The sequence below is a fragment of the Singulisphaera rosea genome (assembly GCF_054877945.1).
On sequence record NZ_JBTYIP020000032.1, the window covers coordinates 84,772 to 108,331 of the forward strand.

Sequence of the window (23,560 nt, forward strand, 5' to 3'; positions counted from 1 at the left end):
ACTTAGACGACGGGGCACCCATTGAGGTTCGCCACACGACCCAGGCCCAGACGAGCCGCGACCTCCCCGAGACGCGACCGGCTCGACGCCAGGAATCGCCCGAGAAGCCGATCCTTCCTCAATCTCTCGAGCCGTGCTTGCCAGGTCTCCGCGCTCGACCCTAACCGATTGAGGACCTCGGACACCTCGCGAGCCACCGTCGCTTTACCCTCGCGGAATAGCCGGGAGGTGTAATCGACCAGCAGGAGATAGTTCCCCAGTGGGAACCCTTCGAGCATCCCTTCCCGAGTCGAACCCAACGGGCGACGATCCTCGACCGGGCAGAGCCAAAGCGCGTCCTCCAGGCCCGACGACGCGTCCGACCCCGCGACGCGACGCCTCGAGGTCCTCGCACCGCTCCTGGTCCTTGACGTGATCGACGCGCTCCTTGATCGAGGTGTGCGGGCTCGCCTCGCGCACATCGATCAGGCCGGCCGCGACCGGGTTGAGGTCGATGTAGGCACAGGTCGCCAGCAGCGCCTCCGCATCGAGGATCCCCACGCTTTTGAAGCGGCTTTCGAAAAACGCTCCCCGACATCCGTCCTGAAGATTCGCAAGCCTTGAAAGCGGCTCTTTCACATACTTCATGAACCAACTCAGGCTTTGCAATCGTCGGCGCGCGTTCGCCACCCACTCGACACCAGTGAGCCGTCCCTGGACCCACTCGTCCGAGACGGGCAGCGGCTTACGGGATCGGTCGCGCGGCGGGAAAAGTCGGCCCCAGCGTCGGACGACCTCCTCATCGGACCATCTCCTGGCGACATCAGGGTCGAGGCGGACGAGGACGTGCAGGTGGTTATCCCTGACCGAGAACGCGGCGACCGAAACGGCGAAGATCTCCCCGAGTTCTTTGAGCCGCTGGTCGATCCAGTCCTTGCGACTGTGCTCGGGATCACCCAGGAGGAAGGCACGTCGGACGCAGCGCGTGATGCAATGATACCATCGAGTGACGGCCGGATCGACCAGGTTGGCGCGGGGCATCGTCTGATCATCAGGACAGTAGCGACGTCGAGGCAGAACGTCAAGACTGCGCTGCATGTCCTTTGTGCTCTCCTTCGAGCAAACTCCTGCGTCGCCCCTTGCGAGGGGCACTCGGGAACGGCCTGCGTGTGGTCGCCGGGGCGGTTCTCGCTACCCAGGGCCATTTACAGATTGCGACCCGAGGGAGGATCCTCCGCTTGATCCCCGACTACAGGACCGGCACGACATCGGCCGAGGTCGTCGGAGAGCATTCGGTGTCTGGCACGATCGTCACAGTGGAGTTTGGCGCGTCGCTCCCAGTGCCCGGAACCGCCCTGCGATGGGCGGAAGACGCGATCGCGATGGCAAGGAATGGAGGACCGAGTTACACGGGCAAGCCGTCGCCCCACTGGTTCGATCCCGACTCGTTCTTTGAGCTGCTCCAAGCGGCCAAAGAACGGACGATCCGGGACCTCGTCGCCGGCTTTGATGGATGCGCCGAGCCGAAGGCCGGCAAGATCGTTGCGGGCTTCAAAGGGCGATTGTCGCGGGATCTGACGAGGGGCGAAGCGGATCAGCTGAAGATGATCCTGATGGCCCATGTCACGGCGGTGAGGCCGAGTCGCTTGGGATGCGTCGGTCGTGCCTCACACCTCCCTGCGGCTTACGCCAAGGAAGAAGGGACGTTCTCGATCCGCACGGGCTCGGGGCCGGAGACGCTCCTGCCCGTGGTTGTCGAGGCTTGGGCGGAGGTTCACGACGGAAACGCCGATGGGCAGCTCTTCGTGAACCGCACGCCAGTCACAGCCCCCTTCAAGGCGTCTTACTCAAAACCGGCCCTCACTATCCAAGGATGCGGGCTCTCTATTCGGGTAGACACCGGACGAAGACCAGGCCGCCTCTTGTTGAACATCACGACGCCATACATGCCGATAACCTCCGACGGCAAGGCGCCGAATCTTGGGCCCATGCTCGAGATGATTCGCTCGGCCATCGGCCAGGCTTTCAAGAGGGCCAAGAAACTAGCGTCGGCCATCGCATCATCGCCAACCGAGGGGAAGGTGTCCCAGAAGGATATCATCGTTGCGCGTATACCCGACGCGGTGGCGAAGGCGAGCGGCGACGGGCAGTATCGGTTCTCCATCCGTCAGTTGTACTACGCGGTCCGGCCCTACGTGCTCGAAGCGATGAGGGTCGAACCAAAGTACGATTACTTCTCCCAAGTCATCACCGATTACGAGGCCGCGAACGGCGACATCTCGGGCATGTACCGCGACCCGAGGGGAACCCTCTATCACCCGCATACCGGCGAGGAGATCCCGCTGGGGACGCTCAGCATCGAGAAGTATCGTCGGCCCGAGTGGACGTTCAACAAGGTCCTCTACTGTGAGAAGGAGGGCCTCTTCCCGATCCTTCGCGAGACGAAGTGGCCCGAGCGGCACGACTGTGCGTTGATGACATCGAAGGGGTTCGCGTCGAGGGCCGCTCGAGACCTCCTTGACCTGCTCGGCGAGACGAACGAGGAACTTTTCATCTACTGTGTCCACGACGCCGATGCCTCGGGAACCATGATCTATCAGACGCTGCAGGAGGAGACGCGAGCGAGGGCCGGCAGGAAGGTCCGCATCCTGAACCTCGGCTTCGATCCTGAGGAAGCGTTGGGGATGAGGCTCCAAGTTGAGGAGGTCAAGCGCGAAGGGGCGAGGTCGGCGGCCGTGGCGGATTACGTCGATGTCGATGGGAAAGAGTGGCTCCAGTCGAAACGTGTCGAGCTCAACGCAATGACCACGCCGCAATTCCTCTCCTGGCTCGATGCCAAGTTTGCGGGCGAGGCCGGGAAGGTCGTTCCGCCGACCGAAGTCCTCCTCGGGCAGCTTCGCGGAGAAGTGGAGGCCGGGTTGCGCCGGCGGCTCACCACGAAGATTCTGAAACGGGGTCGGCTCGAGGAAAGAATGTCGGAGGCGTTGGATCGTCTCGAGGACGCGATCGAGGGCGAAGCGGAAGGGCTCCGCGGCATCGTTGACCAACAACTCCGCGCAACGCCGGAGCACGCTTGGTCGGTGCCAGTACGGAAGCGAGCGGCAGCTTTGACTCGAAGGAAGGCACCGACAATCGTGGCTTCGATCGAGCGGGCGGAAGTACCGACGGGCTCAGCCCTCGCCCTCGAAGTGGACAGGGGTTGAACTCCGTATCCAGCCGTGACACCCACGGGTGTCACGGCCCAGACTTGGGTGGTCGTCCAATCCGATGGAGCGATGACGTCGCGACTACGGTCTTTCTGTCCGATGCGTATCTGGCGAGGCCCTCATTCCGGGCGGTTGCCCGATCGCTTATGATGTGCTAGGTTGACATCGGTGATGGTGATAACCATTCGCCAAGGCATCCCCCCCGCTCACGCCCTTCGACTCGGCTTCCCCGGCCAGCTCGAGCTGTGCCGTCCCGGAGTCCGCATGAACGTCGAACGTTCCTCGCCCTGGCTTGTTGCCGGTTCAACCTTCCGCCTCGCTCCGCTCAACCATCGAGACCTCGACAGGCTCTACCGTCGTCGGTTGCTCCCGATGGCCCGGCCGCTCCGCGCGAGATTCGACAAACTCGTCTTCGAAGATGATCGGGACGAGGCCCAGGCGGTCGAGGCCTTGCACCGTTGCCTCGAATCATTCCGAGCCGTGCTGGCCACCTCGCTTCGCAAGGCCCAGCCTTGGCTGAGCCAACCCGAGGCGGAGATACTCGTGGCGATCTACTGCGGCGACGCGGACGGTCGTGAAGACGACGTCACCCTCTTCCGTGAGGTTCAGATCCTGGGCAAGTCGACTCTCGACGGTCTCGAATCTCAGCATCGGGAGCGGCTAACCGAACTGGTAGCTCTGGCCGCAGATTTCGAGACCTTCGCCAAGACGCCCCGGGATACCGAAGGCTGATCGTTGACCGACCGCCCTGAATGACACCCAATGGGTGTCATTTCGCCCGTCGACGATTCCGCGGGGCGTATACTGATAGTGTTGGCGAAGACTTGCCGAAAACACCTCCCTCACGACCCGGTTTCCTCGCAAGAGGACGCCGGGTCGTGTTGGTTTACGGCCATGCTGAAATCGTGGGGGCGATACCGAATTGGCGGGCAGAGGTGTCCGCCGGCGAGGTCTTCGCCAACTCACGGACGAGCATGCGGCAAAAAACGCCCTGTCAAAATTGGTCGGGTATCCGGGCTGGGGCTCGGTGGGCCGACCTACGGGTTTCCCTGGGCGATTTCCCCATCAGCCGCTCTCGTCTCCGAACCGCGCCTTGGCCCAATAGGGTCGGGGTTGTGTCAAGCAAGGTCCAGCGAGTCAGCCCACAGGCTCGCCGGTTAACGGCCTGGGACGTGCGTCTTCATTCACCCAATCCAGGAAACGCCTACCCCGGCGCCCTGGGGGCCATGACCCGCTTCGGCGGGCGAGACGTATCCAGGTCGGCTTAAGCGGTCTGAGGCGGAAACTGACCCCGAGCGGCAACGCCGGGAGCCGAAATATCCCTGGGGCCTGCCCCTGACCCTAAACGGCTATCATGGCCCGTAAGGGGAGTGGTTTGCGCCGGGCGAATCCAAGGACAATACACGCATGCTTTGAGTTGAAATTCGGAAAGATCTCGAAATTCTATTGGTTGGCCCGCCCCGCCTTGATATGTTGGGTAAGCTGCAATTGCGGCTTCGTGCGTGATGTGGGTTGACGATCCCTCGTCGGCCTGTATCGCAGTCGGCGCCTTGAATCAGCTGGAGATGGTCGCCCTTCTTCGCAGCACAACCTGCGGAAAGGAGAAGGCTGCGAGGGCGATCTCTCGGCTTAAAGGCACGCCTGGACGACAAGGTGAAAGGAGGCTCATGCGTGCTCACCGATCAACAGGTTCGGGAGACGATCGATTCCTGCCTGGCTACCTTGAACCACTACCATGACACCGAGCGACGACTACGCTCGAAGGCGAAGCTGACCGCCGAGATCGCCGTTGTCGTGGGATGGCTGTCGGAATGGGGGATCACACTCGGCGACGCGGTGGAACTGATCGCCAGGCCGGTGGGGGAGAGGCTCGAGATGCGTTACGGCTTTGAGGTCGGTCGACGCCTCGACGGCGAGTTCATGGAGGCCTTCGAGATCGCCTGGGCCGACGTCCGACAGTCGGAATTCGCGGGTCCGCTCGGGCATGGTCAATAGGCATCGATCGTCAGGAGCAGATCGGACTGATCGCTGGGACGCTGTTGGTTGAGACGGGTGGGTGACAGGGGAAACGATCCACTCCCACATCCCATCGAGGCCCCCATCCGCAGGGGAGACCAGTGGAACCCAAGCTGCGCGTCCTCCTCGCCGACGACCACAACCTCATCCGTGCTGGGCTGAGAGCCGTGATCGACTCGCAGCCCGACATGAAGGTCGTCGCCGAGGCCACCGACGGCGAGGAGGCCTACAGGCTGGCGGTCGATCTGGCCCCCGATGTGGTGGTCATGGACATCTCCCTGCCGGTGATGGACGGAGTGCAGGCCACCGAGAGTCTCCGCCGAGAACGGCCCGAGGTGAAGGTGCTGGCCTTGACGGTCCACGAGGACCGCGGCTATCTCCGGCGGATGATAAAAGCCGGTGCCATGGGCTACCTGCTCAAGCGGGCCACGGCCGACGACCTGATCCGCGCCATCCGCACGCTGGCCCAGGGTGGCACTCATTTCGACCCGAACCTGACCGGAGACTTGCTCGGCGTACTCACCGAATGTTCGCATCGGCCAAACTCCTCGAAGCAGGCGATGAGCGATCGTGAGTGGGGCGTGCTACGTCTCGTCGCCCGCGGCTTCACCAACCGTGAAATCGCGGCCCAACTCTTCCTCGCCGCCAAGTCTGTCGAGACCTACAGGGGTCGCGCGATGAGGAAGCTCGGCCTCGACAGCCGAGCCGCCGTCGTCGCGTATGCGATCCAGGCGGGATGGCTTTCCGTCCGCCCGTAATCCGACCTATGGCGACCCATGGCCTCCCTACGAACCCGTTGTCGACGTCGCGACCTCGCCTACACCGAGAGCAGGACTAACTCATCAAGAGGCTACGATGCCGTCTCCCCCTGCGATCATCTGGCAATTTTTCGGGATGGATATGTCGCTCGTACCCCTGGATCACATCGACCTCGATCGGCTCTATAAGGATCGACTGTTACCTCACCCCCAGTCCCTCTTCATGAGAGGGAAGGATCCAGCCTCAGCGGCAGAGCCCGGGGCGTTCCGTCGATGCGTCGAATCGTATGAGTCGATACTTTCGGCATCGCTTTTGAAGGGCCAACCCTGGATCGGGCCACGCGCCTCGGCCACGATCGTGTCAGTGTATTGCCGCGATCCTCGCGGGCAAAGGGATGAGGGGCGGCTCTTCCAGGAAGCCCGACAGGTCGGCGAATTGACGCTCGAGAACCTCGTCTCTCAGTACCGAGAGAGGTTCGAGTTGCTGGTCATGCTGGCGGGCAAATTCGAGCACGCCGTCTGTCTGTTACGGGAGGTCGAGCGAAACATCGAGGATGAACATCCCTTTTCCTGATTCAAAGTCGCTACAAAGCCAGGTAGAGCATGTTCCGCTTCACGCCGTCCTGGGAACATCCCGACACCAAGGCGACGCTACTCGCCATGCAGGCGAAGCTTGAGGAGGCACAAGGGGAGTCGGCCCGTCACGATGGCGACCGGGCCGTCTTCCTGTCCGCCCTGAGTGAGGTCGTCGCCCTCGGGGCCGCATGCCTGGCCCGCTACCCAGAGCGGGGCGAGGTTATCGGCTCTCCCGACAAACAAGAACTGGTCGACATCCTGACGATGCTCTGGACCGATCCGAAGCATGAGAAGATCGATCCCGACGCAGGGGCAGACCAGGTCGCCTGAGCGAATCGGGTTTGATCCCCAATGGGTGTCAGGAGATCGGTTGCGGAATTCCGCACTCGGCACGGGCGAGGCGAGGTTCGAGTCCGGGGTCTTCCCCTCTCAGGCCAGTCGTCGCGATGGAAGTTGCACGGCCGCCGCGGATGTGTTAAATAATCATTACTGATGGCGTCAAGGATTCACTAAGACATCCCCACCGCCATCCACCGGCTTGAACGTCCTCCCCGCCCCGAGCAACGCCGCTCCGGAGCCCACATGGACACCAAACGCCCCTCGACCTGGATTATTGCCGGCTTGGCCTTCAGGCTCACTTCACTCGACCATAGTGACCTCGACGACCTCTACCGCAGGCGGTTACTCCCTATGGTGGGGCCGCTCCGGGCGAGGTTCGAGAAACCCACCTTCGATGGCGATCAGGACGAGGCCCAAGCGGTCGAGGCTCTGCACCGGTGCCTGGAGTCGTTCCGGGGGATACTGGCCGCGTCACTGCGGAAGGCCCAACCGGGGCTATCCGAGCCCGAGGCCGCGTACGTGGTAGCCGTCTACTGTGGCGACGAAGACGACTCCACGGACGAGGTCACCCTCTACCGCCAGGTGCAACGCCTGGGCAGGTCGACGCTCGAGGATCTCGCGTCCAAGCATCGAGGGCGATTGACGGATCTGGTCTCGCTGGCCGCGGCGTTCGAGGCGATCGTGACCATGCCCGGGGATGGCGAGAATTGACTGTGGGCCGAGCCTCGCTCATGACACCCAATGGGTGTCAGCGGTTCCTTGCCTTCACAGAAATCAACGGCGAAGGTCCGACCTCTCAACGGCCTTCGATGCCTTGGCGACGTGCCACTGTCCGCCCTCGCCCCTTTCGAAGGTTACGTCGAGCACATCCCCTACCTTCGAGTCCTCGGGGATCCGTTCCGCCGTGACCCTGATTGGCGTGCCGAGCTCGCTCAACAGGACGACTAATGGGGGGTCGAATCGGCCGACAGACAGCGTCAGATTCATCGATGGCTCCCAAAGGGTGAAGGGGAGCAGCTCGGGTTGGTGGACCTACCAGCCGTCGCAGGATTGAGTTGCTGATGGGAGTTATACGCACGCGGCAGCCAGCGACAAGCCCCGCCCTCGAAATTGCGGCGAGCCTGCCGAAGACTTTCCCGCACAAAGCTTCCGATGCGCCGATCGCTCCGTTGAACGGTCTAATAATGCGTGCTAGGCTCGTATTAGTGATGGCATCAACCATCCGTTGAGGCATCCGCTCCACCGATCATTCACGATTCGGAGGTGCTCCCATGCTGGATATGACCGCGGCCCAAGCTACCGAGCAAATCCCCGTCGAGGCTATCTCGGAAGCCGCGGCGATCCTTCAGGTCATCTCGAGCCCGATTCGATTCTCTGGCTACTCGACTCGAGAGAGCGATGCGTCACCGACTTGTGGGGTGACCTCGAGGTGGATGACCCGAGTACCGTCAGCCATGCCCTCGCCAAGCTGAAACTCGCGGGGTTGGTCGAGCATCGGCAGTCTGGGAAAACCGTGATCTACAAGCCCACGGCTTTCGGGGAAGAGGTCCTTCGGAAGGCCAAGGGGTTCATGCCGGATTGAACGCCGCACGAGGCAATGCCGCCTCGAAGGGCGGCCACGCCACCCAGGCCTTTAGGCTTGGCCTTTGCCCTCGAGGTTGTGGAGCGAAGGCCGAGTCACCCGAAGGCAGCATGTCGCCGAGATTCCCTGCACAAGAAGAATCTTGAGCAGGGCCTAAACCCGATCGGGTTCGCCTGCGCCCATCGGAGTCTTCCGAGGCCGAACCGTTCGGGGTCGTCGCCGAAGGGCCAAGCTACCCGAACGGTTCAGGTACGTCGCTACGGCGGAATAAGGTCTGCCCTTTCTTCGCCCTCATCAATGAACACGACGGACATCCGAGTCCCGCAGCATCGGGGCCAGAGGACGTCGTCCCGGATGTAGAGGCGGACATCCTCGGCCGTACCCGGCTCGAGATGGCCGCAGGTCCGGCAGTGGAAGCGGACCGTATCGGGGAGTTGATCGAACGATTCCGTGGGAATCCTGTCCTCGCGATCGGCGACGATTCGCCGGCTACATGCATGCAAACGCGGGGCCGGCTTCTCGACCCTTTTTTAAAGGCGTAGGACGTTGTAGGAGGTTCGACTCCCACCAACTTGCTTAACCCTTCGCCCCGCTGCAATGGAACTTGCCAAGGAGGGTGAAATTCAGCACAACTGCCCATCCCAATATTTTCCCGCTATTCCCCGCTGATTCCGTGATTTTGCTCTTGTCACGCTGGGTGCGGCGCTTAGATTGGGATGATCGGCTGTCACCTAACGGTCAAGGGGGCACAAGCAACGGATGGCGAGCCAGCTTGTAGCGAACCGTTGCTCTGTGCCAACGGTCGAATATCGGGAAGGGCCACCTGGCATTGCTCGGGCACTCCGTCAGCTCGATACCGCTTGGGGTAGCCCGAAGGCCGTCATGCTCGATTTCTCCCGCTGCCGCGGCCTATGCGCCGACGCGTGTGCGATCCTGGTCACGATGAAGCTTCTGCGAGACCAAAAGGGGCTGACCACGGGCATCGATTGGGATACCGCCTCGCCTCGGATCCTGAACCGACTCCGAAAGTGGCAGGTCTCAGCGCTTTTTGGGGATAGTGAGCACGGAGGTGTTCGGCCGGAAATCCCTCTTCTGCGATTGCCCGGTGTCGACCATTCCGCAGTAACAGGGTACATCGAAAGGCACATTCTTTGCTGGTTGGAATGGTCAAGGGTTTTTACGAAGTGTGCCCGTTGTGACATCCATGAACTCCTTGGCAACGTGTTTCAGCATGCGAAGTCTTCGATCGGGGCGATCGTCATCGGTCAAGTTCATCGCCGCGCCGGCGAACTGCAGATTTGCGTTTGCGACGGTGGCCGAGGCCTGGTAGACATGGTCCACTCTAGCGGCTTTGCCACCGAATCCGCCCCGAGTGCGATTCTGTGGGCGATGGAGTCCGGAAACTCGACGGTTGTCGATAAGCCCTCGGGCGTCGGTCTTCACATCCTTCGACGGCGGATTATTGAACAAGGTGGCGGCAAAATCCGAATCTATGCGAACAGAGGCTATTACTCCGCAGGCGAAGGTGACGCCGGTTCAGGCCTACTGGGCACTGCTTTGCAGGGAACTTTGGTTGAATTTCGTTTCCGCCTTGACTGTCCAGAAAACCGGCTATAATGTCACGATGGAGACTTCTGGAGAGGGGGACACTCCCGTGCAAGTGGTCAAAGTCGCTGAAAAATTTGGTCCTGTCTGCGTTGACCCGGACGCCGGAACGGATCTTTGCGACGTCTTGGCGGCTGCCTTGGCTTCGGGAGAGCATGTGCAGGTTGATTTCGAGGGAGTAAGCTCCCTTGCGACTCTTTTTCTGAACTCCGCCATCGGCTGCCTGTACGGGAAATTCCCGCACGAGTATGTCGATGCCAAACTGGAGCCAGTGGGCCTGGATGACTTGGACCTCGAGTTCATGAGGGTCGTTCGCGATAACGCGATCCGATTCTACTCCTCGAGTGATTCCCAAAAGGCTCAGCTTGCTGATCACTCGGATCATCTTGCGTATTGCCATTGATGATCCGCGACACACTTGTCAAGGCGGACGTCGCAGACATATCTGATAGTAGGTGGGACCATTGTCCCCCTCCGAAGCGCATTGCACTAGATGCAAATGCGCTTTATTTTTTTTCATATACTAACTTCGGTACGCTTCGAGACTTGGGTGCGAAAAATACGCCAAACACTAGGCAACTTCGCCAGTATGGAGGATGGCTTCGCAGAGCCCTGAATGCGAAATCGGAGTTCTTTACGACCATCGACGTGATGGGCGAATTGGTCGAGACGATGGAGCACTCGGAGCTTTATTGTGAATATCTGAGAAAGGGGTACGACAGTAGCTCTTTTAACGCCAAAGAATTCAGGTATAACGAGCAATTAAACTTGACTGAATTGCGGGACCGGGTTCGAGTCTTGACCGAGTCCGCCAAAAGATCGCTACGCCTCGTATTCTTCCCGAAGTCCAGCCCGGATTCAGCCTTCAATCTAACCCTGAAGGAATGGATCGGCTCTCATGCCGACTGGTTTGACTCATCGTTGGGAAGGGCAGCCGTCGGGGCAAACATTTGCCACATCTTGAGTGATGACCAGGATATGGCAACGCTGTCCGGGATTACCCTCTACACGGCAAACCGGAACACGGTGATTGCGGCTGGCGACGCAGGCAAACTAATCGAGCCGCCCGATGAAGAGTTCGATTAGGCATCCCATCCTGCGATCAACGAACCTACTCCGCCCTTGTCAGTGGCCGGATCTCCGCCAGTCGCTTCGGCCCGATCCCCGGCACCCGCTCGAGCTCGTCCACCGTCGCATAGGGCCGCCCCTCGACGATCCGCCTTGCCAGGACCTTCCCGATCCCTGGCAAGGCCTCGAGCTCGGCCACGCTCGCCGTGTTGGTGTTCACCAGGCCCGACTCCCGCCCTCACCATGCCCTCGCGCATCGGCGTTTCCCGGGGGCGGCCTCGGCGGGTCTTGGGAGGGATCTGGTTCAATGACCGGCCGCCTCGAAAGGGCGTTACTTGCTGTGTCGACCGATGTGCTTCCTTCCGGACCGAGCCGGGCCGCGAATGGCTCGCTTCGGATCGGCTGCTCGGCCATGCGAGCCCCGGCGAGTCTTCCCCGAGTGGCCCGCGATCGCGAACATCCTCGTTACGTACTTACCGAGCTCGGCCGTTTTTCCAGCCTCCCGAGGGCCCGTCTCCCCGACTCCGGGGCAGCCCATGAGCGCCACTCCCTTGGCCGGCCCCTTGCGGTGACTCTGAGCTTTCGTCTCCCGAGCCATTGACCAGGTCGTCGATCGAAGTGCACGCATTGTGGTTCTCTTGGACCTTCTCGTACATGTCATGGATCTGCTGCACCTCGCTCTCGGGACGATCCTCCAGGTTGATGAGCGTCGGGCTGGCCTTGTTCACGGCCGCCAGCAACTCGTTCAGCTTGACCTGCATGGCCAGGGTGTCCTTCGCCTGGGCCCTCTGGAGCAGGAAGAGCAGCAGGAACGAGGTCATCGTCACGATCTCGTCGACGTATTGATACGCCTGCGACCACCCGACCACAACGGCCGCACCGAGCCAGAAGGCGAGTAAGGCGAACCCCGCATGGGTTCCCCACGGCCCGCTCGCGAATCCGGCCGCCCAACCCGCCATCGTTTCCAAGCGATCTGCCGTTCGCAGCTTGAACACGTTCGTACTCCCCGTCGGCGTCCGAAAACCTGCCGAATCCGAATCGGTCGAGAGGGATCGCTTTCACGGTGGGGGGGATGTGAGCCTCGATCACTGGCCTGGCCGTGGCGAGTCCCGAACTCGGGCGCCACGCCATCCGGGCCTCTCTTCTCAAAGATAACTCATTGTGTCCGCGTCGTCGGCTTCGATGGCGAAGCGGGGTGGCGTCGGATGAGTGCCTCGAGATCGACCTCCGCCGAAGGACGGATGTCCGCCTTGAGGACCTTCTCCATCTGGGCCAGGGCGATCTCGTTGATCTCCTCGGAGTTCGACGCCGTGCAGTCGGCCGGCACGACCAGCGCGAGGTCCCGCATGTAGGCGTCGTTCGCCGTGAAGAGCACGCAGATGTTCCCGGCGATCCCGGTCAGGATCAGGGTCCGGACGCCCAGGTAGTCGAGCAGGATGTCGAGTGTCGTGGAGAAGAAGCCGGAGTGCTTGGGCTTCAGGACGAAATAATCGTCCTCATCGGGCTTGAGGCGTTCGACGAGCGGCTTCCCCCGGACCTTGTCCTGGAGGCAATGCTCGACCTGGGCATGGAAATTGGACTGCCAGCGTCCGAAGTTGTCGTTGACGTAGACCACGGGGATCCCCGCCGCTTTCGCTCGCCGTTTCAGCTCGACGAGGCGATCGGCCATCGCCAGTGCCGGCCGAAGGATCTGATCCCCCTCGGGGAACTCCAGGTCATTGATCGTGTCGATCATCAGGAGCGCCACGCTCGACTTGTCGGGCGCGTTCCCGTGCAGGCTCTGATTCTTGTTCATCGCTGTCGCCAACCCCTGTTTATCGCGTGTGCCGGATCGTTCTTCGAAGCTCCCGCAACTCGCGGACCAAGTGGGCGGTCCCCAGGACTTGGGCACGTGTCTTGCATTGATGTTCGTCACTCCCTGATTCACACCTCGCTCATCTCCGGTCGAACCGAACCAAGTCACGTGCCGTGTCCGGCCTCCCAGCAGGGACGCGGCCGAGCCTCAATACACAACCTGGGAAGCGGGCTCCAGGAGACGACCCGCTTCCCGCAGGGTGGTTGCTATGTTCGCCAAGATCAGGACGGTCGCGCTCTTGGGGATCCTCGGGTTAGGCACTGTGGGGTGCGCCGGCGTGCGCGAGGTGCGTTACGTCTACCAGGACGGAGAGTCTGGGGTGGTCGGGCTCCCCGAGAACACCTCGCGGTCGCCCATGAACTATCGCAAGCATGCGGAAGAGCTGATGGCGAAGCATTTCCCGGAAGGCTACGAGATCGTCCGCGCCGAGGAGGTGGATGAGGGTTCGAGGACGTTGACCATCAAGGGTACGAACGCGGCCGAGATCGACGCGGCCGGGCCGATCGATCTATTCTCGGTGGCGAAGCTAGGCCGGACCTCGAGCCGGACCCAATCCGACACGTTGAAGATCCGAGAATGCCGGATCGTCTACAGGAAGGCCCGGCCGGCGGATCACGGCGACTACGCCGAGCAGGCCAGCTGGACCCCGCCCGTTTACCTCGCCCCCAATCTCCTGGCTCGGAAGGCGGGGGCGACGACCAAGGCGGGAGCCGAGGAACGCCCCGATCTGCCTGGCCGGGCGAAGTCCTCGCCCGATGAGACGAAGGTCGAGGATCCGAAGCTCGACGAACCCGAGCTCATAAGGGGCCTCGGGGCCTGACCGCCCCGCATGTGGAAGGATTTGACGGGCGACTCGAGCTCGCATCAGCCGCGGATCGGGCGGCCGAGGCGGAACTGGCTCCTCCTAATATTCCTGGGCCACTGCCCATTCGGACAAGTGTCCACGGCGGCCGCGTCAACATCTCTGGACCACACGGGGCCATCATCGTACGGCTGCTGGGGTGAAGCCTCGGCCAAGAATGCCAACGCCTCAACATTGCCCACGTCCTTCTCCATGCTTATTCCCGACGGTCGGCACAACACTTGCTGCAAAGGAAGCTGATCGACTAAGGAATTTGCCTTGAACATCGGTGCCGTAGCAAACGAAGAGCCGGACGCAGGCTCCGCCTCCTCGAAGGCTTGGCAGGAAACCACGAGCATGACTGCGCACTTTCCTCGAGAACACGTCCCGTCGCCGACTCAGTCCGAGTGGGAGCGGATCGTGCTCTTGAGCATCGTCGAGGGCGTCATCGCCGCCGACGCCGGGGGACATGTGACGTTCCTCAACCGCGAGGCCGAAGTCATGACCGGTTGGTCCCAGGCCGATTCGATCGGACGGCCCCTGGCCGAGCTACTCCGTCTCACCGAGGAGGAGACCGGGCGAGCGGTCGAGAATCTCTCGGGACCACGTCCCGACGAAGGGGACTCGGCGCCGACTACACGGCGGGTAATCCTGCAAGGGCGCGACGGGACCGAGCGAGCCATCGAACTGTCGACGACATTCGTCAACGCCCGCAATGGAGATGCCGCGGGGGCAGTCCTTGTTTTCCGCGACCTCACGGAACGTCGGCGTGCCGAGGAAACCCGAGCCCTTCTGGCCTCCATCGTCGACTCGTCCGATGATGCGATCGTCAGCAAGACCCTCGACGGGGTGATCCGTTCGTGGAACGCCGGGGCCGAACGCCTCTTCGGCTACGCGGCCCACGAGGCGGTCGGCCATCCCATCACCCTGATCATCCCGCCCGATCGTCACAACGAAGAACCCGAGATCCTGAGACGACTCCAGCGAGGCGAGCGAGTCGAGCACTTCGAGACCGTCCGGCGCACCAAGGACGGCCGGCTGATCGACATCTCCTTGACCATCTCGCCCGTCCGCGACCGCCAGGGGAAGATCATCGGGGCGTCCAAGATCGCCCACGACATCTCCGCCCGGAAGAGTACCGAGGCCGCGATGGCGGCCTTGTTGGAACAGACTCAGACGGCAAGGCAGGAGGCCGAGTCCGCCAACCGCATGAAGGACGAGTTCCTCGCGACGCTCAGCCACGAGCTGCGCACGCCCCTGAACGCCATCCTCGGTTGGGCGAAGATCCTCCACTCCGGGCCGGTCGACCCGACGGACCTCGAAGATGGGCTCTCCGCGATCGAGCGAAACGCAGTCGCGCAAGCACAGATCATCGAGGACATCCTCGACATCTCCCGGATCGTCTCGGGCAATTTTCGGCTCGAAGTCCGACCGGTCGACATCCAAGAGGTCATCGAGGCCGCGATCGCGGCCGTGACTCCGGCCGCGATCTCCAAGGGGATCCGGCTCCAGAAGGTACTCGATTCGATCGCGGGCCCCGTTTCCGGGGATTTCGCCAGGCTCCAGCAGGTCGTCTGGAACCTGCTCTCCAACGCGGTGAAGTTCACCCCCAAGGGTGGCAAGGTAAAAATCCTGCTGGAGCGGGTCAACTCGCACATCGAGATCAGCGTCATCGACAGCGGAGTCGGTATCGCGCCCGACTTCTTGCCGCTGGTCTTCGACCGATTCCGCCAGGCCGACTCCTCCACGACGAGGAGGCAAGGTGGCCTCGGGCTCGGACTGTCGATCGTCAAGCAACTCGTCGAACTGCACGGCGGGTCGGTACGGGTGAAAAGCCCTGGAGAGGGTCAAGGCGCCCACTTCATCGTGACGTTGCCGATCACGGTCGTGCACCCGCGACCGTCGGGATCCGAGAAGACCAAGCCGAGCGACTCGGGGGCGAGCGTTACGGCGGTTTCACTGGCAGGTGTAAGTGTGCTGGTTGTCGACGACGAGCCGGATGCCCGCGAGCTCTTGAGGCGAGCCCTGGAACGCTGCGGAGCCGAAGTGACCCTGGCTTCGTCGGCACCGGAGGCGATGCAGGCCCTCGGACGATCCCACCCTCATGTGATCGTCAGCGACATCGGGATGCCCGACGAGGACGGATACAGTTTCATCCGGAAGGTAAGGTCAAAGCACTCGGCCAAAGACCTCCCCGCGGCGGCCCTCACGGCCTTCGCACGCCCGGAGGAACGCAGGCGGGCCTTGCTGGCCGGGTTCCAGATCCACGTGACGAAGCCGGTCGACCCGGCGGAGCTGGCGGCGGTCGTGGCGAGCCTCGCCGGCAGGATCGACGGGATATAGGGTTTGCCTAAAACCATCGACGTTGGCCCCGGCCTCATGATCACTTGGTTCGACCAACGCGCTTCCGCAAGTCGTCCTGCGAAGGGGCCAGCCCCGCGGCTTGAAGATCGACCGACGCCTTCCCGGCCCGATGGACGGGCCGTTGCTGCCGGGTTGCCTCCGCTTCCGACTCGGCTGGAGTGGAGGATACGTCCCTGACCGGCATGGCTATTGAGGCTCGCAAAGGGGATGGGTACGCGCCGAACGGATGGAAGGCCATGCCGCCCTCCTGACGTATGAATTTGGACAGATCTCGAAACGCTGTTGGTGCGTTCGCCCCTGTCTGGTATGGTGAGCATGCCGCATCCCTCGCTGCCGTCCCTGCTCCGCAGGGGGCTTCGAGGGCGTCGGTGATTACCCCGCTCGAAGGCATGCTTGGACGGCGAGTCGCAGGGGACTCATGCATGGTCCGCGAACAGCAGGTCCGGGAGACGATCGATTCCTGTCTGGCCACTTTGGACCGTTACCATGACACCGAGCGTTGGTTACGCTCGAAGGCGAAGCTGGTCGCCGAGATCGCCGTCGTCGTGGGGCGACTCTCGGATTGGGAAACCTCGCTCGGCGATGCGGTGGAACTGGTCGCCATTCCGGTGGGGGAGCGGCTCGTGGGCCGATACGGCTCCGAGGTCGGCCGACGCCTCGACGCCGACTTCATGGCAGCCTTCGAACTCGCCTTGGCCGACGCCCGGCAGGCGGAGTTTGCGGGGACCCACGAACGGCTGATCGACCATGGACAGCAGGGGACGACCGCTAGCGGTGACGAAGGTTCTCACTCGTCACCGTGGACGTAATCCGGTGGTGGCGATGACACCCATTGGGTGTCGCTTGGAGTACGCCGGGAGGCCCGTTTCATCTCCCGCTTACCATCCCCGACGCCATCCGCCCCACCTTATCCCAGCAGTAGGATTTGGCCCGTTCGAGATCCTCAACCTGCCCGGCACGGCCTTCCCTCGCCGATCCGCCTCGCCAGCGTCTTCCCGATTCCCGGCAGCGCCTCGAGCTCGGCCAGGCTCGCCGTGTTGATGTTCACCAGGCCCGACGTCCCGCCCTTCTCGAGTCTCCGCTGGCCCTTCCCGGCCGGCGGCCCTCGAGTCGCGAGGTGTCGCTCGACGACGCTCCAGGTCCTCCCATCGCTCTGGACCTCGACCGTCCCGTCCAGGTCCGTGGAGCAACCGGACGCCCTGGCGTGCCACCAGCGCGAGCGTCTGGGGGCTCGGGTGCCCGTAGTCGTTCGTCGCTCCGACGCTGCACACGGCGAGGCGATGGGCGGTCTCAATTGCTCGTGCCCCTGAGGCGGAATAGCCACCCTCGGCCACGATTGCCGCGAGAGTCGAGTCGAGACTGGGTCTCCTCCCAGGGCTCGGAGGGACCCGGGTCTGGTGCCCACACGTAGGGTGCGATCCACCTGGCGATCTGGCGGTTGGCCACGGCATCCAGGAGGGTGTGTTCCTGACCGAGTAGGTCGTGGAGGTCATGCTCGAAATAGCGGGCGGCCAGAGGGCCGAGCTTCCCAAAGTCGTGGTTGGTGAGCCCGAGTTTCCCTAACGATCTGTGGTGATCGCTCCGCGAGAGCATGGGATAGAAGCGGAGGGCCTCGTCGCGCCGGTTGTACAAGTTCAGGAACGCCTGGCAGCCGAGCAGCACGTGATCGAGTCGTGCGGACGGGTTGAGCCAGGTGTGGTCGCTGGCACCGGCCAGGATCACCGCGTGGATGAAGAGGTCAGGCCGCATCATCGGGAGGCCGACCTTCGGGTCGTGGTCCTGGCTGTTCAACCGGCCGCCGCCCAACAGATGGACCGCTGAAGGGACGACGCGTCCTCCATAGCTCTGGCCCAACAGGCAGATCCGGCTTTGGGTTGGGAACGCCTGGACGAAGCGAGCGAGGTGATAGCCGGCGATGTAGGCACGCCGACCCTTTTCGTTGATGTCACGCACGTCGTTAGAATAGACCCGCTGGCTCGGCCAGTCGAATGCGATGATCACCGTGCCGGGCAAGATCGCCCGGTTGCGTTCCAGCCAACTGTGCGTCCAGAGCAAGCCACCGAGCGCGATGTCGGGCGTCGTCAAACTCCCTTGTACCTGGATCAGGACCGGGGATCCCGCCGCCTGGGAAAACAGGATCGCCGGATCGGTGTCGACCAGGTGGCCCTGCGCATCGAAATGTTGGACTCGCAGTTTTGACCAGGGGTCGGATCCCATCTCCTGGGGACACTCGCGGGTATCCACGACCCAGAAACGCTCGACGCGTTCGGGCCTGGGGGCGAAATGGTCGAGGAAGACGAACGGCCAGCCGGTGTCGGGGTCGAGTGCCCCATCGAGGAAGTTCTGCTCCTTTTGGCTGATCCCCGGCCCCGTCGCCCCGGGGTCGAAGATGCCACCGGGCCTCGGGCGGCCAAACCTAGGGGGAACACCCGGAGGAGCGGACCGGGCCGAAGGGAGGGGCAGCGGTACGAAGCCACCGAACCCACGGCGTGCGGCAGCCTCCTCGGATCCCTCAGGCGGCCTCGCCCCAGGAATCGACGGAGACGAGGCCGCCAGGTTAGGATCCGGCGACGGGTCAGCAGCCGACCGGGCCGGCGCCGTCGGACTCGATGCTGAAGATCCGGATTCTTGCGAGTAGCCCCGTTGGGTAAGGGTGATCAAGATGAGGCCGACAAGAAGTGAAGAGGCAAGCTTCGAAATCGCCATCAACAGGCCACTCCGGAACCGGGAAGACCATGTATTCGCTTAGGCTTGAAACCTTGGCGATTTTATCGTGATTCGGATCCGAATAGGTTGAAGGAGATATCGTGTTGGCATCGAGTTTCAAGGGGGACTGGTCCGACGCATAAATTCGGAGCTCATCTCACGATCTACGGTGTCTGCGCAAGCTGTGCTTGGCCAGGCCATTTGGTTGGAGGTCGATTCCTACATACTCCTGACCCCACGAAAAATTTGGGCGTTCCCCGACTTCCGTCGTGGGGGTTGGATGAGGCCATCAAACTCGGCCAGCATGGTCTGCTCAAGCAAGTTCTATCTGCCAGGGCGACCGGCGAGGACCATTCTCACGACCAGGACGCCAACCGTGGCGCTTACCACGAAGAATCCTAATGCTATCGACAAGAGTGGGCTCGCGCCCGCAGGCAAACTCCAGGCCGCGACGGCTCCCATGATGGCCCACCACGAGACCAGTGCTCCGAGTCGCATGCCCCACATCGCCGCGGGTTTCAGATGGGCGAGAGCGACTACGCAGCGATTGGTAGCACGCCCTGGGCTGGCCCTTGAGGGGATGGACGGTTTCGGATCAGGCATTGAATCCTCGGCGATACCCAGAGCGCGCCGCTGGCTCTCGGACTCGGCATGGACCCATGGTGTCAGATCAGCTCGGCCGACTCAACGGCCAACGTCGCTCGTCGGTCATCCTATGAATTTATCTTGATGTAAAGAAATATTCGCCAGCGTCGTCAAGATGGTCGACGGGTGGCCACCACTTCGGCGAAGTCAGCGGGATGGGCTTCAATCCGTCCGGGGGGCGAATAGCGCCAGCAGGGTGTCATAATCCACCGGCTTCACCAAGTGATAGTCGAACCCCGCCGCTCGGGAGCGGCGGAGGTCCTCCCCACGGCCGTATCCGGTCACCGCGATGACGTACGCCGACTGGCAACTCGCCTCGGCCCTCAGTCGCTCGGCGACCTCGTAGCCGTCCATCCCCGGCAGGCCGATGTCCAGGAGCACGACCTCGGGTCGGTGGGCGCGGGCCTCCTCGATTCCGGCCGGGCCATCGTTAGCGACCCGGACATCGTGCCCGAGGAGTCGTAAGATCCTCGCAAGCGCCGTCGCGCTATCGGCATTGTCGTCGACGACGAGCACGCGCGAGTTCTGGAGTGCAACCCGTGGGAGCCTCACCCCTCGGCTCGGCGACCGACTGGTCGCGTCCACCAATGCGGGAAGCCGAACCGTGAATTCGCTCCCTTTGCCCGGGCCTTCGCTGGCCGCGACCACAGTTCCGCCGTGCATTTCCGCGAGCTTCCTGACGAGGGTCAAGCCGATCCCAAGCCCCCCCTCGGACCGGGCGATCGTCCGGTCACCCTGGGCGAAGAGCTCGAAGACACGGGGCAACAACTCCGAGGCGAGACCCATACCATTGTCCCGGACCGTGATCACGACCTCGCCACGCTCCCGACAGGCCATGAGCGTGATCCGTCCCCCGGCCTCGGTATACTTGGCGGCGTTCGTCAGCAGGTTGACGAGGATCTGCTCGAGCCGGATCGGATCGGCCTCGAGTCGTAGGCCCTCGTTGACGAGGGAGACGCCCAGCTCGTGTTTCCGCTCCTCCATGAAGGGCCGGACAGCCTCGACTGCGGCACCGACGACAGGCGAGAGATCGAGGGTCTCCTTTCGGAGGCGGATTTTACCCCGCGAGATCCGCGAGACGTCCAGGAGGTCGTCAATCAACCGGGCAAGGTGCTTCACTTGCCTTTGGACGACGTCCTTTGCCCAAAGATGTTCCTCATGGGTCTTCAACTTCCCGAGGAGCTGGACCGCGTTGTTGATGGAGGAGAGCGGATTCCGGAGCTCATGGGCGAGCATCGCCAGGAACTCATCCTTCCTGCGGTCGTTCTCGGCGAGCTTCTCCGCCCGGGAGTAGAGTTCCCGCTCCATCGTCCGCCGGTCGCCCACGTCATGGAACACGAGCACGACACCCTTGACCTGGCCGCCGGGCTCGCGGATCGGGGCGGCCGTGTCGTCGATCGAATGCTCGGTCCCGTCTTTGGCGATGAGGAGAGTGTGGTTGGCGAGGCCGACAATAGTGCCTTCCCTGAGGCACTTGTCGACCGGGTTCTCGACCGTGTGGCGAGTCTCCTCGTTGATGATCCGGAAGACCTCGGCAAGCGGGCGATCTGACGCCTCGTCCTGGCCCCAGCCGGTCAAGGCCTGGGCGACCGGGTTCATGAAGATGATCCGGCCCTCGGTATCGGTCGCAATGACGGCATCCCCGATGCTCGAAAGAGTCACGCCGAGCCATTCTTTCTGCTCCCGCAGTTCGTCCTCAACCCGCTGTCGCCTCCGGATCTGCCTCCCGAGTTCGTCGATTTTCTGATTCAGCGCCAGGAATTGGCCGATCGATGTGCCCTTCGACTCTAGGCGGAGCATGATGACAGCCCGGGGGGCATCCGTTGAAGGGTGGAGGACGCATCCATTCGCCCGGCAGGCGAGTTCCCGGCCGTCGATCCCCCGGAGTGTCAGGGTTCCCGGCAGGGGGGATGACGTCTTCGAGCATCGCCGGAGATAATCCGCGACGGCCTCGGATGACTGGGCCGTCACGTCGGCGAGCCTCTTGCCGCGGAGCTCATCCGGTTCGAGTCCGAGCCGAGCGAGACGGCGGTTGGCGCCGAGGATCACTCCGTCGCCCGCAACGAGAAGCCATGGCTCGGGCAGGCGTTCGATGACCTTGAGGAACGCGTCGAGTGCCATGGTCTCGCCTATCCCTGGAAGTATTCCCGCCCCGAGGCGGCATCCGCCCGGGCGGTCGGCTTCAGATAGACCACCACGCGGCACCCGGGATCGCCCTCTGCGATGGTCTCCTCGAGCACGACCTTCGCGTATCCGAGGTTCTCCGCCGCGATGCCTCCGAAGACGTTGGAAGTCATCATGCACATGGCCGGGCGGCCCACGACCTTTTCGGCGAATGGACAGGCTCTGTTGCCGAAGACGATCTTCTCCTCGTCTTCCTCGATGATGAAGAAGTCGCCCCGGATGCGTCGCTTCAGATCGACCAGGACCGCCGCGACCTGCGACCGGTCGAGCCGGGAGACGCCCAGGGCCGCCTTGTAACTTGCGTTGATCTGCTCTCCGACCTTCTGGCCAACCACGCTGACGAAGCCCGAAGCCTCTTCCATTCCGACCACATCCTGGAGCGTACCCGCCAGTTCCCGGATCAGGGTCCGGAGGAAGACGTCGCGATCCAGGGGGACGTCCAGGGCCTGCACGACCGTCAGGGCGGTACTCGAGGGGATCGGGGCGGATGACATGATCTGACTCCGTCAGCGTGCACGCGGGGGAGGCTCGTCAGGACGCATCCCTGGATCCGTCCGGGCGTGAATTGGAGCATGAGGCGGACCCAGAGTCCAGCCAGCATTCCTGGCACGCGGGCGGGGGCCTCTCGGCGCCTCGATCACATCCCATGTGTGGGCGATCCCGAGCGTCGGCCCAGAGAACTCGCGAAGTAGCCACCCTTGCAAGGCGGTCTCCGCCGACTAGGAGGACTTCGCCTCACTGGCCCCATCTCGATAGCACGGGCATGGAGCCTGTCAAGCCAAACAAGAGGCCTCATGCGTCGGCCGGGGCCGTGAGATCATGCCCCGTTATTGCCGGGACGCAGCACAACTCCCAGGCTAACGCGGCCCGGCCGAGGAGGCAACCCGACCCTCGAGAGACCAATCGGAGCGCCGTTCCCTGGAGTCCTCCCAGGTCCAGCGGCCATACGGGTAATCAGTTCTAATAACTTTTTCGGGATATCAATGTGACAGTTTAATGATAGTATCAATTATCCTAGGACCATATACCGACGTATCGTAGGTCGAGCGGAGCGGCGACCATGTCCGTCACAGTGGCAACCTCACAGCCCCAAGCCATGCCAGTCGAATCGATCGCGAAGGCCGCCACGATCCTCCAGGTTGCCGTGAGCCCCTCGCGGCTCGCCATCCCTGTGGTTGCTCGGCCCGGGCGAGCGCGGCGTCTCGGATCTCTGCCGGGCGCTGGGCCAGCACCCGTCGACGATGAGCCACATGCTCGCGACGCTCCGGCATGACAGCCTGGTGGAGCGGATCCGCCTCGGCCGGTCTGCGTCCCATCGCCTGACGACGCGGGGACGGGACCTGCTCGGGGCGATCCGGTCATTCGTCCCTGCATGACTCGACTAATCAACGACAACCCTTGGGAGTCCTCATCGTGAATGGATCGACAGATCAAGAGTCGCGGACTCGCGAGGCCCTCGAGTCCGGGAATTGCCTGGTCGGGATCGTCGATCTCGGCAACAAGCCGACCTCGCTGGGCCGATCCTTGGCCGCCCGCCCGCTTCTCATCGCCGACGATGACGAGCCCGAGGAGGGCTCGCCTCTACGCTTCGAGAGCACTACGGCCGAGCCGATTCTCGTTTACCTCCTCGGCTCGCGCGTTCCCCAGGCCGGAGATGTCCTTATGGCGACCCGCTAGTCCCTCGCGGGACAGTGGGTCGCGCACTCCAACTAGTACATCCCGGCTAAATCGGTCTACCACGATCGGGGATCCTTTGCGATAACCCCCAAAACCTGCCTACCTTCACGAAACACCTGGGAGTCGGAGCCATGCCTGGGAGGGCACGTAAGCTCATCG

General features: G+C 62.8%; 23 protein-coding genes. 15 read left to right on the forward strand and 8 right to left on the reverse strand.

Translation table 11 applies throughout. The features are described 5' to 3' along the window. Positions 1–204: 204 nt before the first annotated feature. A complete protein-coding gene (locus ACYOEI_RS34650) occupies positions 205–1,077 on the reverse strand; it encodes a transposase (RefSeq protein ID WP_462854801.1) in 873 nt (290 codons plus the stop codon). 140 nt (positions 1,078–1,217) lie between these two features. Between ACYOEI_RS34650 and ACYOEI_RS34655 the strand changes: the two genes are divergently transcribed. The 10 genes from ACYOEI_RS34655 to ACYOEI_RS34705 all read left to right on the forward strand — a co-directional run bounded on the left by ACYOEI_RS34655 (position 1,218) and on the right by ACYOEI_RS34705 (position 11,147). Continuing rightward, entirely contained in the window at positions 1,218–3,182 is a 1,965-nt protein-coding gene (locus ACYOEI_RS34655) for a hypothetical protein (protein ID WP_462854803.1), read from the forward strand. A 267-nt stretch (positions 3,183–3,449) separates the two neighbouring features. Next, positions 3,450–3,917 (forward strand): hypothetical protein, encoded by a 468-nt coding sequence (locus tag ACYOEI_RS34660; RefSeq protein ID WP_462854804.1) that lies wholly within the window; start codon positions 3,450–3,452, stop codon positions 3,915–3,917. A gap of 939 nt (positions 3,918–4,856) precedes the next feature. Then, positions 4,857–5,180 carry a hypothetical protein gene (locus ACYOEI_RS34665; protein ID WP_462854805.1) on the forward strand — a complete coding sequence of 108 codons (324 nt, stop codon included), beginning with the start codon at positions 4,857–4,859 and terminating at the stop codon, positions 5,178–5,180. 122 nt (positions 5,181–5,302) lie between these two features. Then, positions 5,303–5,959, forward strand: a complete 657-nt coding sequence (locus tag ACYOEI_RS34670) for a response regulator (RefSeq protein ID WP_462854806.1) — start codon at positions 5,303–5,305, stop codon at positions 5,957–5,959. A 97-nt stretch (positions 5,960–6,056) separates the two neighbouring features. Further along, positions 6,057–6,533 carry a hypothetical protein gene (locus ACYOEI_RS34675; RefSeq protein ID WP_462854807.1) on the forward strand — a complete coding sequence of 159 codons (477 nt, stop codon included), beginning with the start codon at positions 6,057–6,059 and terminating at the stop codon, positions 6,531–6,533. A gap of 29 nt (positions 6,534–6,562) precedes the next feature. Continuing rightward, positions 6,563–6,865, forward strand: a complete 303-nt coding sequence (locus tag ACYOEI_RS34680; RefSeq protein ID WP_462854808.1) for a hypothetical protein — start codon at positions 6,563–6,565, stop codon at positions 6,863–6,865. A gap of 252 nt (positions 6,866–7,117) precedes the next feature. Further along, the gene (locus ACYOEI_RS34685) at positions 7,118–7,585 is read left to right on the forward strand and encodes a hypothetical protein (protein ID WP_462854809.1); all 468 of its coding nucleotides are present in this window, start codon (positions 7,118–7,120) and stop codon (positions 7,583–7,585) included. A gap of 514 nt (positions 7,586–8,099) precedes the next feature. Next, on the forward strand, positions 8,100–8,456 hold the full coding sequence (locus ACYOEI_RS34690; protein ID WP_462854810.1) for an ArsR/SmtB family transcription factor: 357 nt from the start codon (positions 8,100–8,102) through the stop codon (positions 8,454–8,456). 1,471 nt (positions 8,457–9,927) lie between these two features. Further along, entirely contained in the window at positions 9,928–10,464 is a 537-nt protein-coding gene (locus ACYOEI_RS34700; protein WP_487247904.1) for an STAS-like domain-containing protein, read from the forward strand. Between the two features lie 248 nt (positions 10,465–10,712). Beyond that, on the forward strand, positions 10,713–11,147 hold the full coding sequence (locus ACYOEI_RS34705) for a hypothetical protein (protein WP_462854811.1): 435 nt from the start codon (positions 10,713–10,715) through the stop codon (positions 11,145–11,147). 25 nt (positions 11,148–11,172) lie between these two features. On the opposite strand, the gene ACYOEI_RS34710 is transcribed toward ACYOEI_RS34705, so the two are convergent. From ACYOEI_RS34710 to ACYOEI_RS34720, 3 genes are all read right to left on the reverse strand, one after another. After that, positions 11,173–11,349: a ComEA family DNA-binding protein gene (locus ACYOEI_RS34710; protein WP_462854813.1), complete on the reverse strand. Its 177-nt coding sequence runs from the start codon at positions 11,347–11,349 to the stop codon at positions 11,173–11,175. A gap of 253 nt (positions 11,350–11,602) precedes the next feature. Beyond that, complete coding sequence (locus tag ACYOEI_RS34715) at positions 11,603–12,124, reverse strand: low affinity iron permease family protein (RefSeq protein WP_462854814.1); 522 nt, start codon at positions 12,122–12,124, stop codon at positions 11,603–11,605. 161 nt (positions 12,125–12,285) lie between these two features. After that, entirely contained in the window at positions 12,286–12,924 is a 639-nt protein-coding gene (locus ACYOEI_RS34720) for a cysteine hydrolase family protein (protein WP_462854815.1), read from the reverse strand. Between the two features lie 268 nt (positions 12,925–13,192). Between ACYOEI_RS34720 and ACYOEI_RS34725 the strand changes: the two genes are divergently transcribed. The 3 genes from ACYOEI_RS34725 (at position 13,193) to ACYOEI_RS34735 (ending at position 16,998) form a co-directional block, all read left to right on the forward strand. After that, positions 13,193–13,804: a hypothetical protein gene (locus tag ACYOEI_RS34725; protein WP_462854816.1), complete on the forward strand. Its 612-nt coding sequence runs from the start codon at positions 13,193–13,195 to the stop codon at positions 13,802–13,804. A gap of 378 nt (positions 13,805–14,182) precedes the next feature. After that, positions 14,183–16,168 (forward strand): PAS domain-containing hybrid sensor histidine kinase/response regulator, encoded by a 1,986-nt coding sequence (locus ACYOEI_RS34730; protein ID WP_462854817.1) that lies wholly within the window; start codon positions 14,183–14,185, stop codon positions 16,166–16,168. 443 nt (positions 16,169–16,611) lie between these two features. Beyond that, positions 16,612–16,998: a hypothetical protein gene (locus tag ACYOEI_RS34735; RefSeq protein WP_462854818.1), complete on the forward strand. Its 387-nt coding sequence runs from the start codon at positions 16,612–16,614 to the stop codon at positions 16,996–16,998. A 134-nt stretch (positions 16,999–17,132) separates the two neighbouring features. On the opposite strand, the gene ACYOEI_RS34740 is transcribed toward ACYOEI_RS34735, so the two are convergent. The 4 genes from ACYOEI_RS34740 to ACYOEI_RS34755 form a co-directional block, all read right to left on the reverse strand. Then, positions 17,133–17,483, reverse strand: a complete 351-nt coding sequence (locus tag ACYOEI_RS34740; protein WP_462854819.1) for a ComEA family DNA-binding protein — start codon at positions 17,481–17,483, stop codon at positions 17,133–17,135. Then, positions 17,480–18,895 (reverse strand): hypothetical protein, encoded by a 1,416-nt coding sequence (locus tag ACYOEI_RS34745; protein ID WP_462854820.1) that lies wholly within the window; start codon positions 18,893–18,895, stop codon positions 17,480–17,482. Before ACYOEI_RS34745 ends, ACYOEI_RS34740 begins: the two co-directional genes overlap by 4 nt. Before the next feature lie 807 nt (positions 18,896–19,702). Then, positions 19,703–21,661: a PAS domain-containing hybrid sensor histidine kinase/response regulator gene (locus ACYOEI_RS34750; RefSeq protein ID WP_462854822.1), complete on the reverse strand. Its 1,959-nt coding sequence runs from the start codon at positions 21,659–21,661 to the stop codon at positions 19,703–19,705. A gap of 8 nt (positions 21,662–21,669) precedes the next feature. Then, on the reverse strand, positions 21,670–22,218 hold the full coding sequence (locus ACYOEI_RS34755; protein ID WP_462854823.1) for a methanogen output domain 1-containing protein: 549 nt from the start codon (positions 22,216–22,218) through the stop codon (positions 21,670–21,672). A gap of 681 nt (positions 22,219–22,899) precedes the next feature. Between ACYOEI_RS34755 and ACYOEI_RS34760 the strand changes: the two genes are divergently transcribed. Both ACYOEI_RS34760 and ACYOEI_RS34765 read left to right on the forward strand, forming a co-directional pair. Beyond that, a complete protein-coding gene (locus tag ACYOEI_RS34760; RefSeq protein WP_462854824.1) occupies positions 22,900–23,100 on the forward strand; it encodes a helix-turn-helix domain-containing protein in 201 nt (66 codons plus the stop codon). 37 nt (positions 23,101–23,137) lie between these two features. Further along, on the forward strand, positions 23,138–23,401 hold the full coding sequence (locus ACYOEI_RS34765; protein WP_462854825.1) for a hypothetical protein: 264 nt from the start codon (positions 23,138–23,140) through the stop codon (positions 23,399–23,401). Positions 23,402–23,560: the final 159 nt, after the last annotated feature.

Excerpts from the sequence above, each read along its gene's own strand:
- ACYOEI_RS34650 (WP_462854801.1), bottom strand. The coding sequence starts at position 1,077 with ATGCAGCGCAGTCTTGACGTTCTGCCTCGACGTCGCTACTGTCCTGAT.
- ACYOEI_RS34660 (WP_462854804.1), top strand. The coding sequence starts at position 3,450 with ATGAACGTCGAACGTTCCTCGCCCTGGCTTGTTGCCGGTTCAACCTTC.
- ACYOEI_RS34675 (WP_462854807.1), top strand. The coding sequence starts at position 6,057 with ATGCCGTCTCCCCCTGCGATCATCTGGCAATTTTTCGGGATGGATATG.
- ACYOEI_RS34680 (WP_462854808.1), top strand. The coding sequence starts at position 6,563 with ATGTTCCGCTTCACGCCGTCCTGGGAACATCCCGACACCAAGGCGACG.
- ACYOEI_RS34685 (WP_462854809.1), top strand. The coding sequence starts at position 7,118 with ATGGACACCAAACGCCCCTCGACCTGGATTATTGCCGGCTTGGCCTTC.
- ACYOEI_RS34705 (WP_462854811.1), top strand. The coding sequence starts at position 10,713 with ATGGGCGAATTGGTCGAGACGATGGAGCACTCGGAGCTTTATTGTGAA.
- ACYOEI_RS34720 (WP_462854815.1), bottom strand. The coding sequence starts at position 12,924 with ATGAACAAGAATCAGAGCCTGCACGGGAACGCGCCCGACAAGTCGAGC.
- ACYOEI_RS34725 (WP_462854816.1), top strand. The coding sequence starts at position 13,193 with ATGTTCGCCAAGATCAGGACGGTCGCGCTCTTGGGGATCCTCGGGTTA.
- ACYOEI_RS34730 (WP_462854817.1), top strand. The coding sequence starts at position 14,183 with ATGACTGCGCACTTTCCTCGAGAACACGTCCCGTCGCCGACTCAGTCC.
- ACYOEI_RS34735 (WP_462854818.1), top strand. The coding sequence starts at position 16,612 with ATGGTCCGCGAACAGCAGGTCCGGGAGACGATCGATTCCTGTCTGGCC.
- ACYOEI_RS34745 (WP_462854820.1), bottom strand. The coding sequence starts at position 18,895 with ATGGCGATTTCGAAGCTTGCCTCTTCACTTCTTGTCGGCCTCATCTTG.
- ACYOEI_RS34750 (WP_462854822.1), bottom strand. The coding sequence starts at position 21,661 with ATGGCACTCGACGCGTTCCTCAAGGTCATCGAACGCCTGCCCGAGCCA.
- ACYOEI_RS34755 (WP_462854823.1), bottom strand. The coding sequence starts at position 22,218 with ATGTCATCCGCCCCGATCCCCTCGAGTACCGCCCTGACGGTCGTGCAG.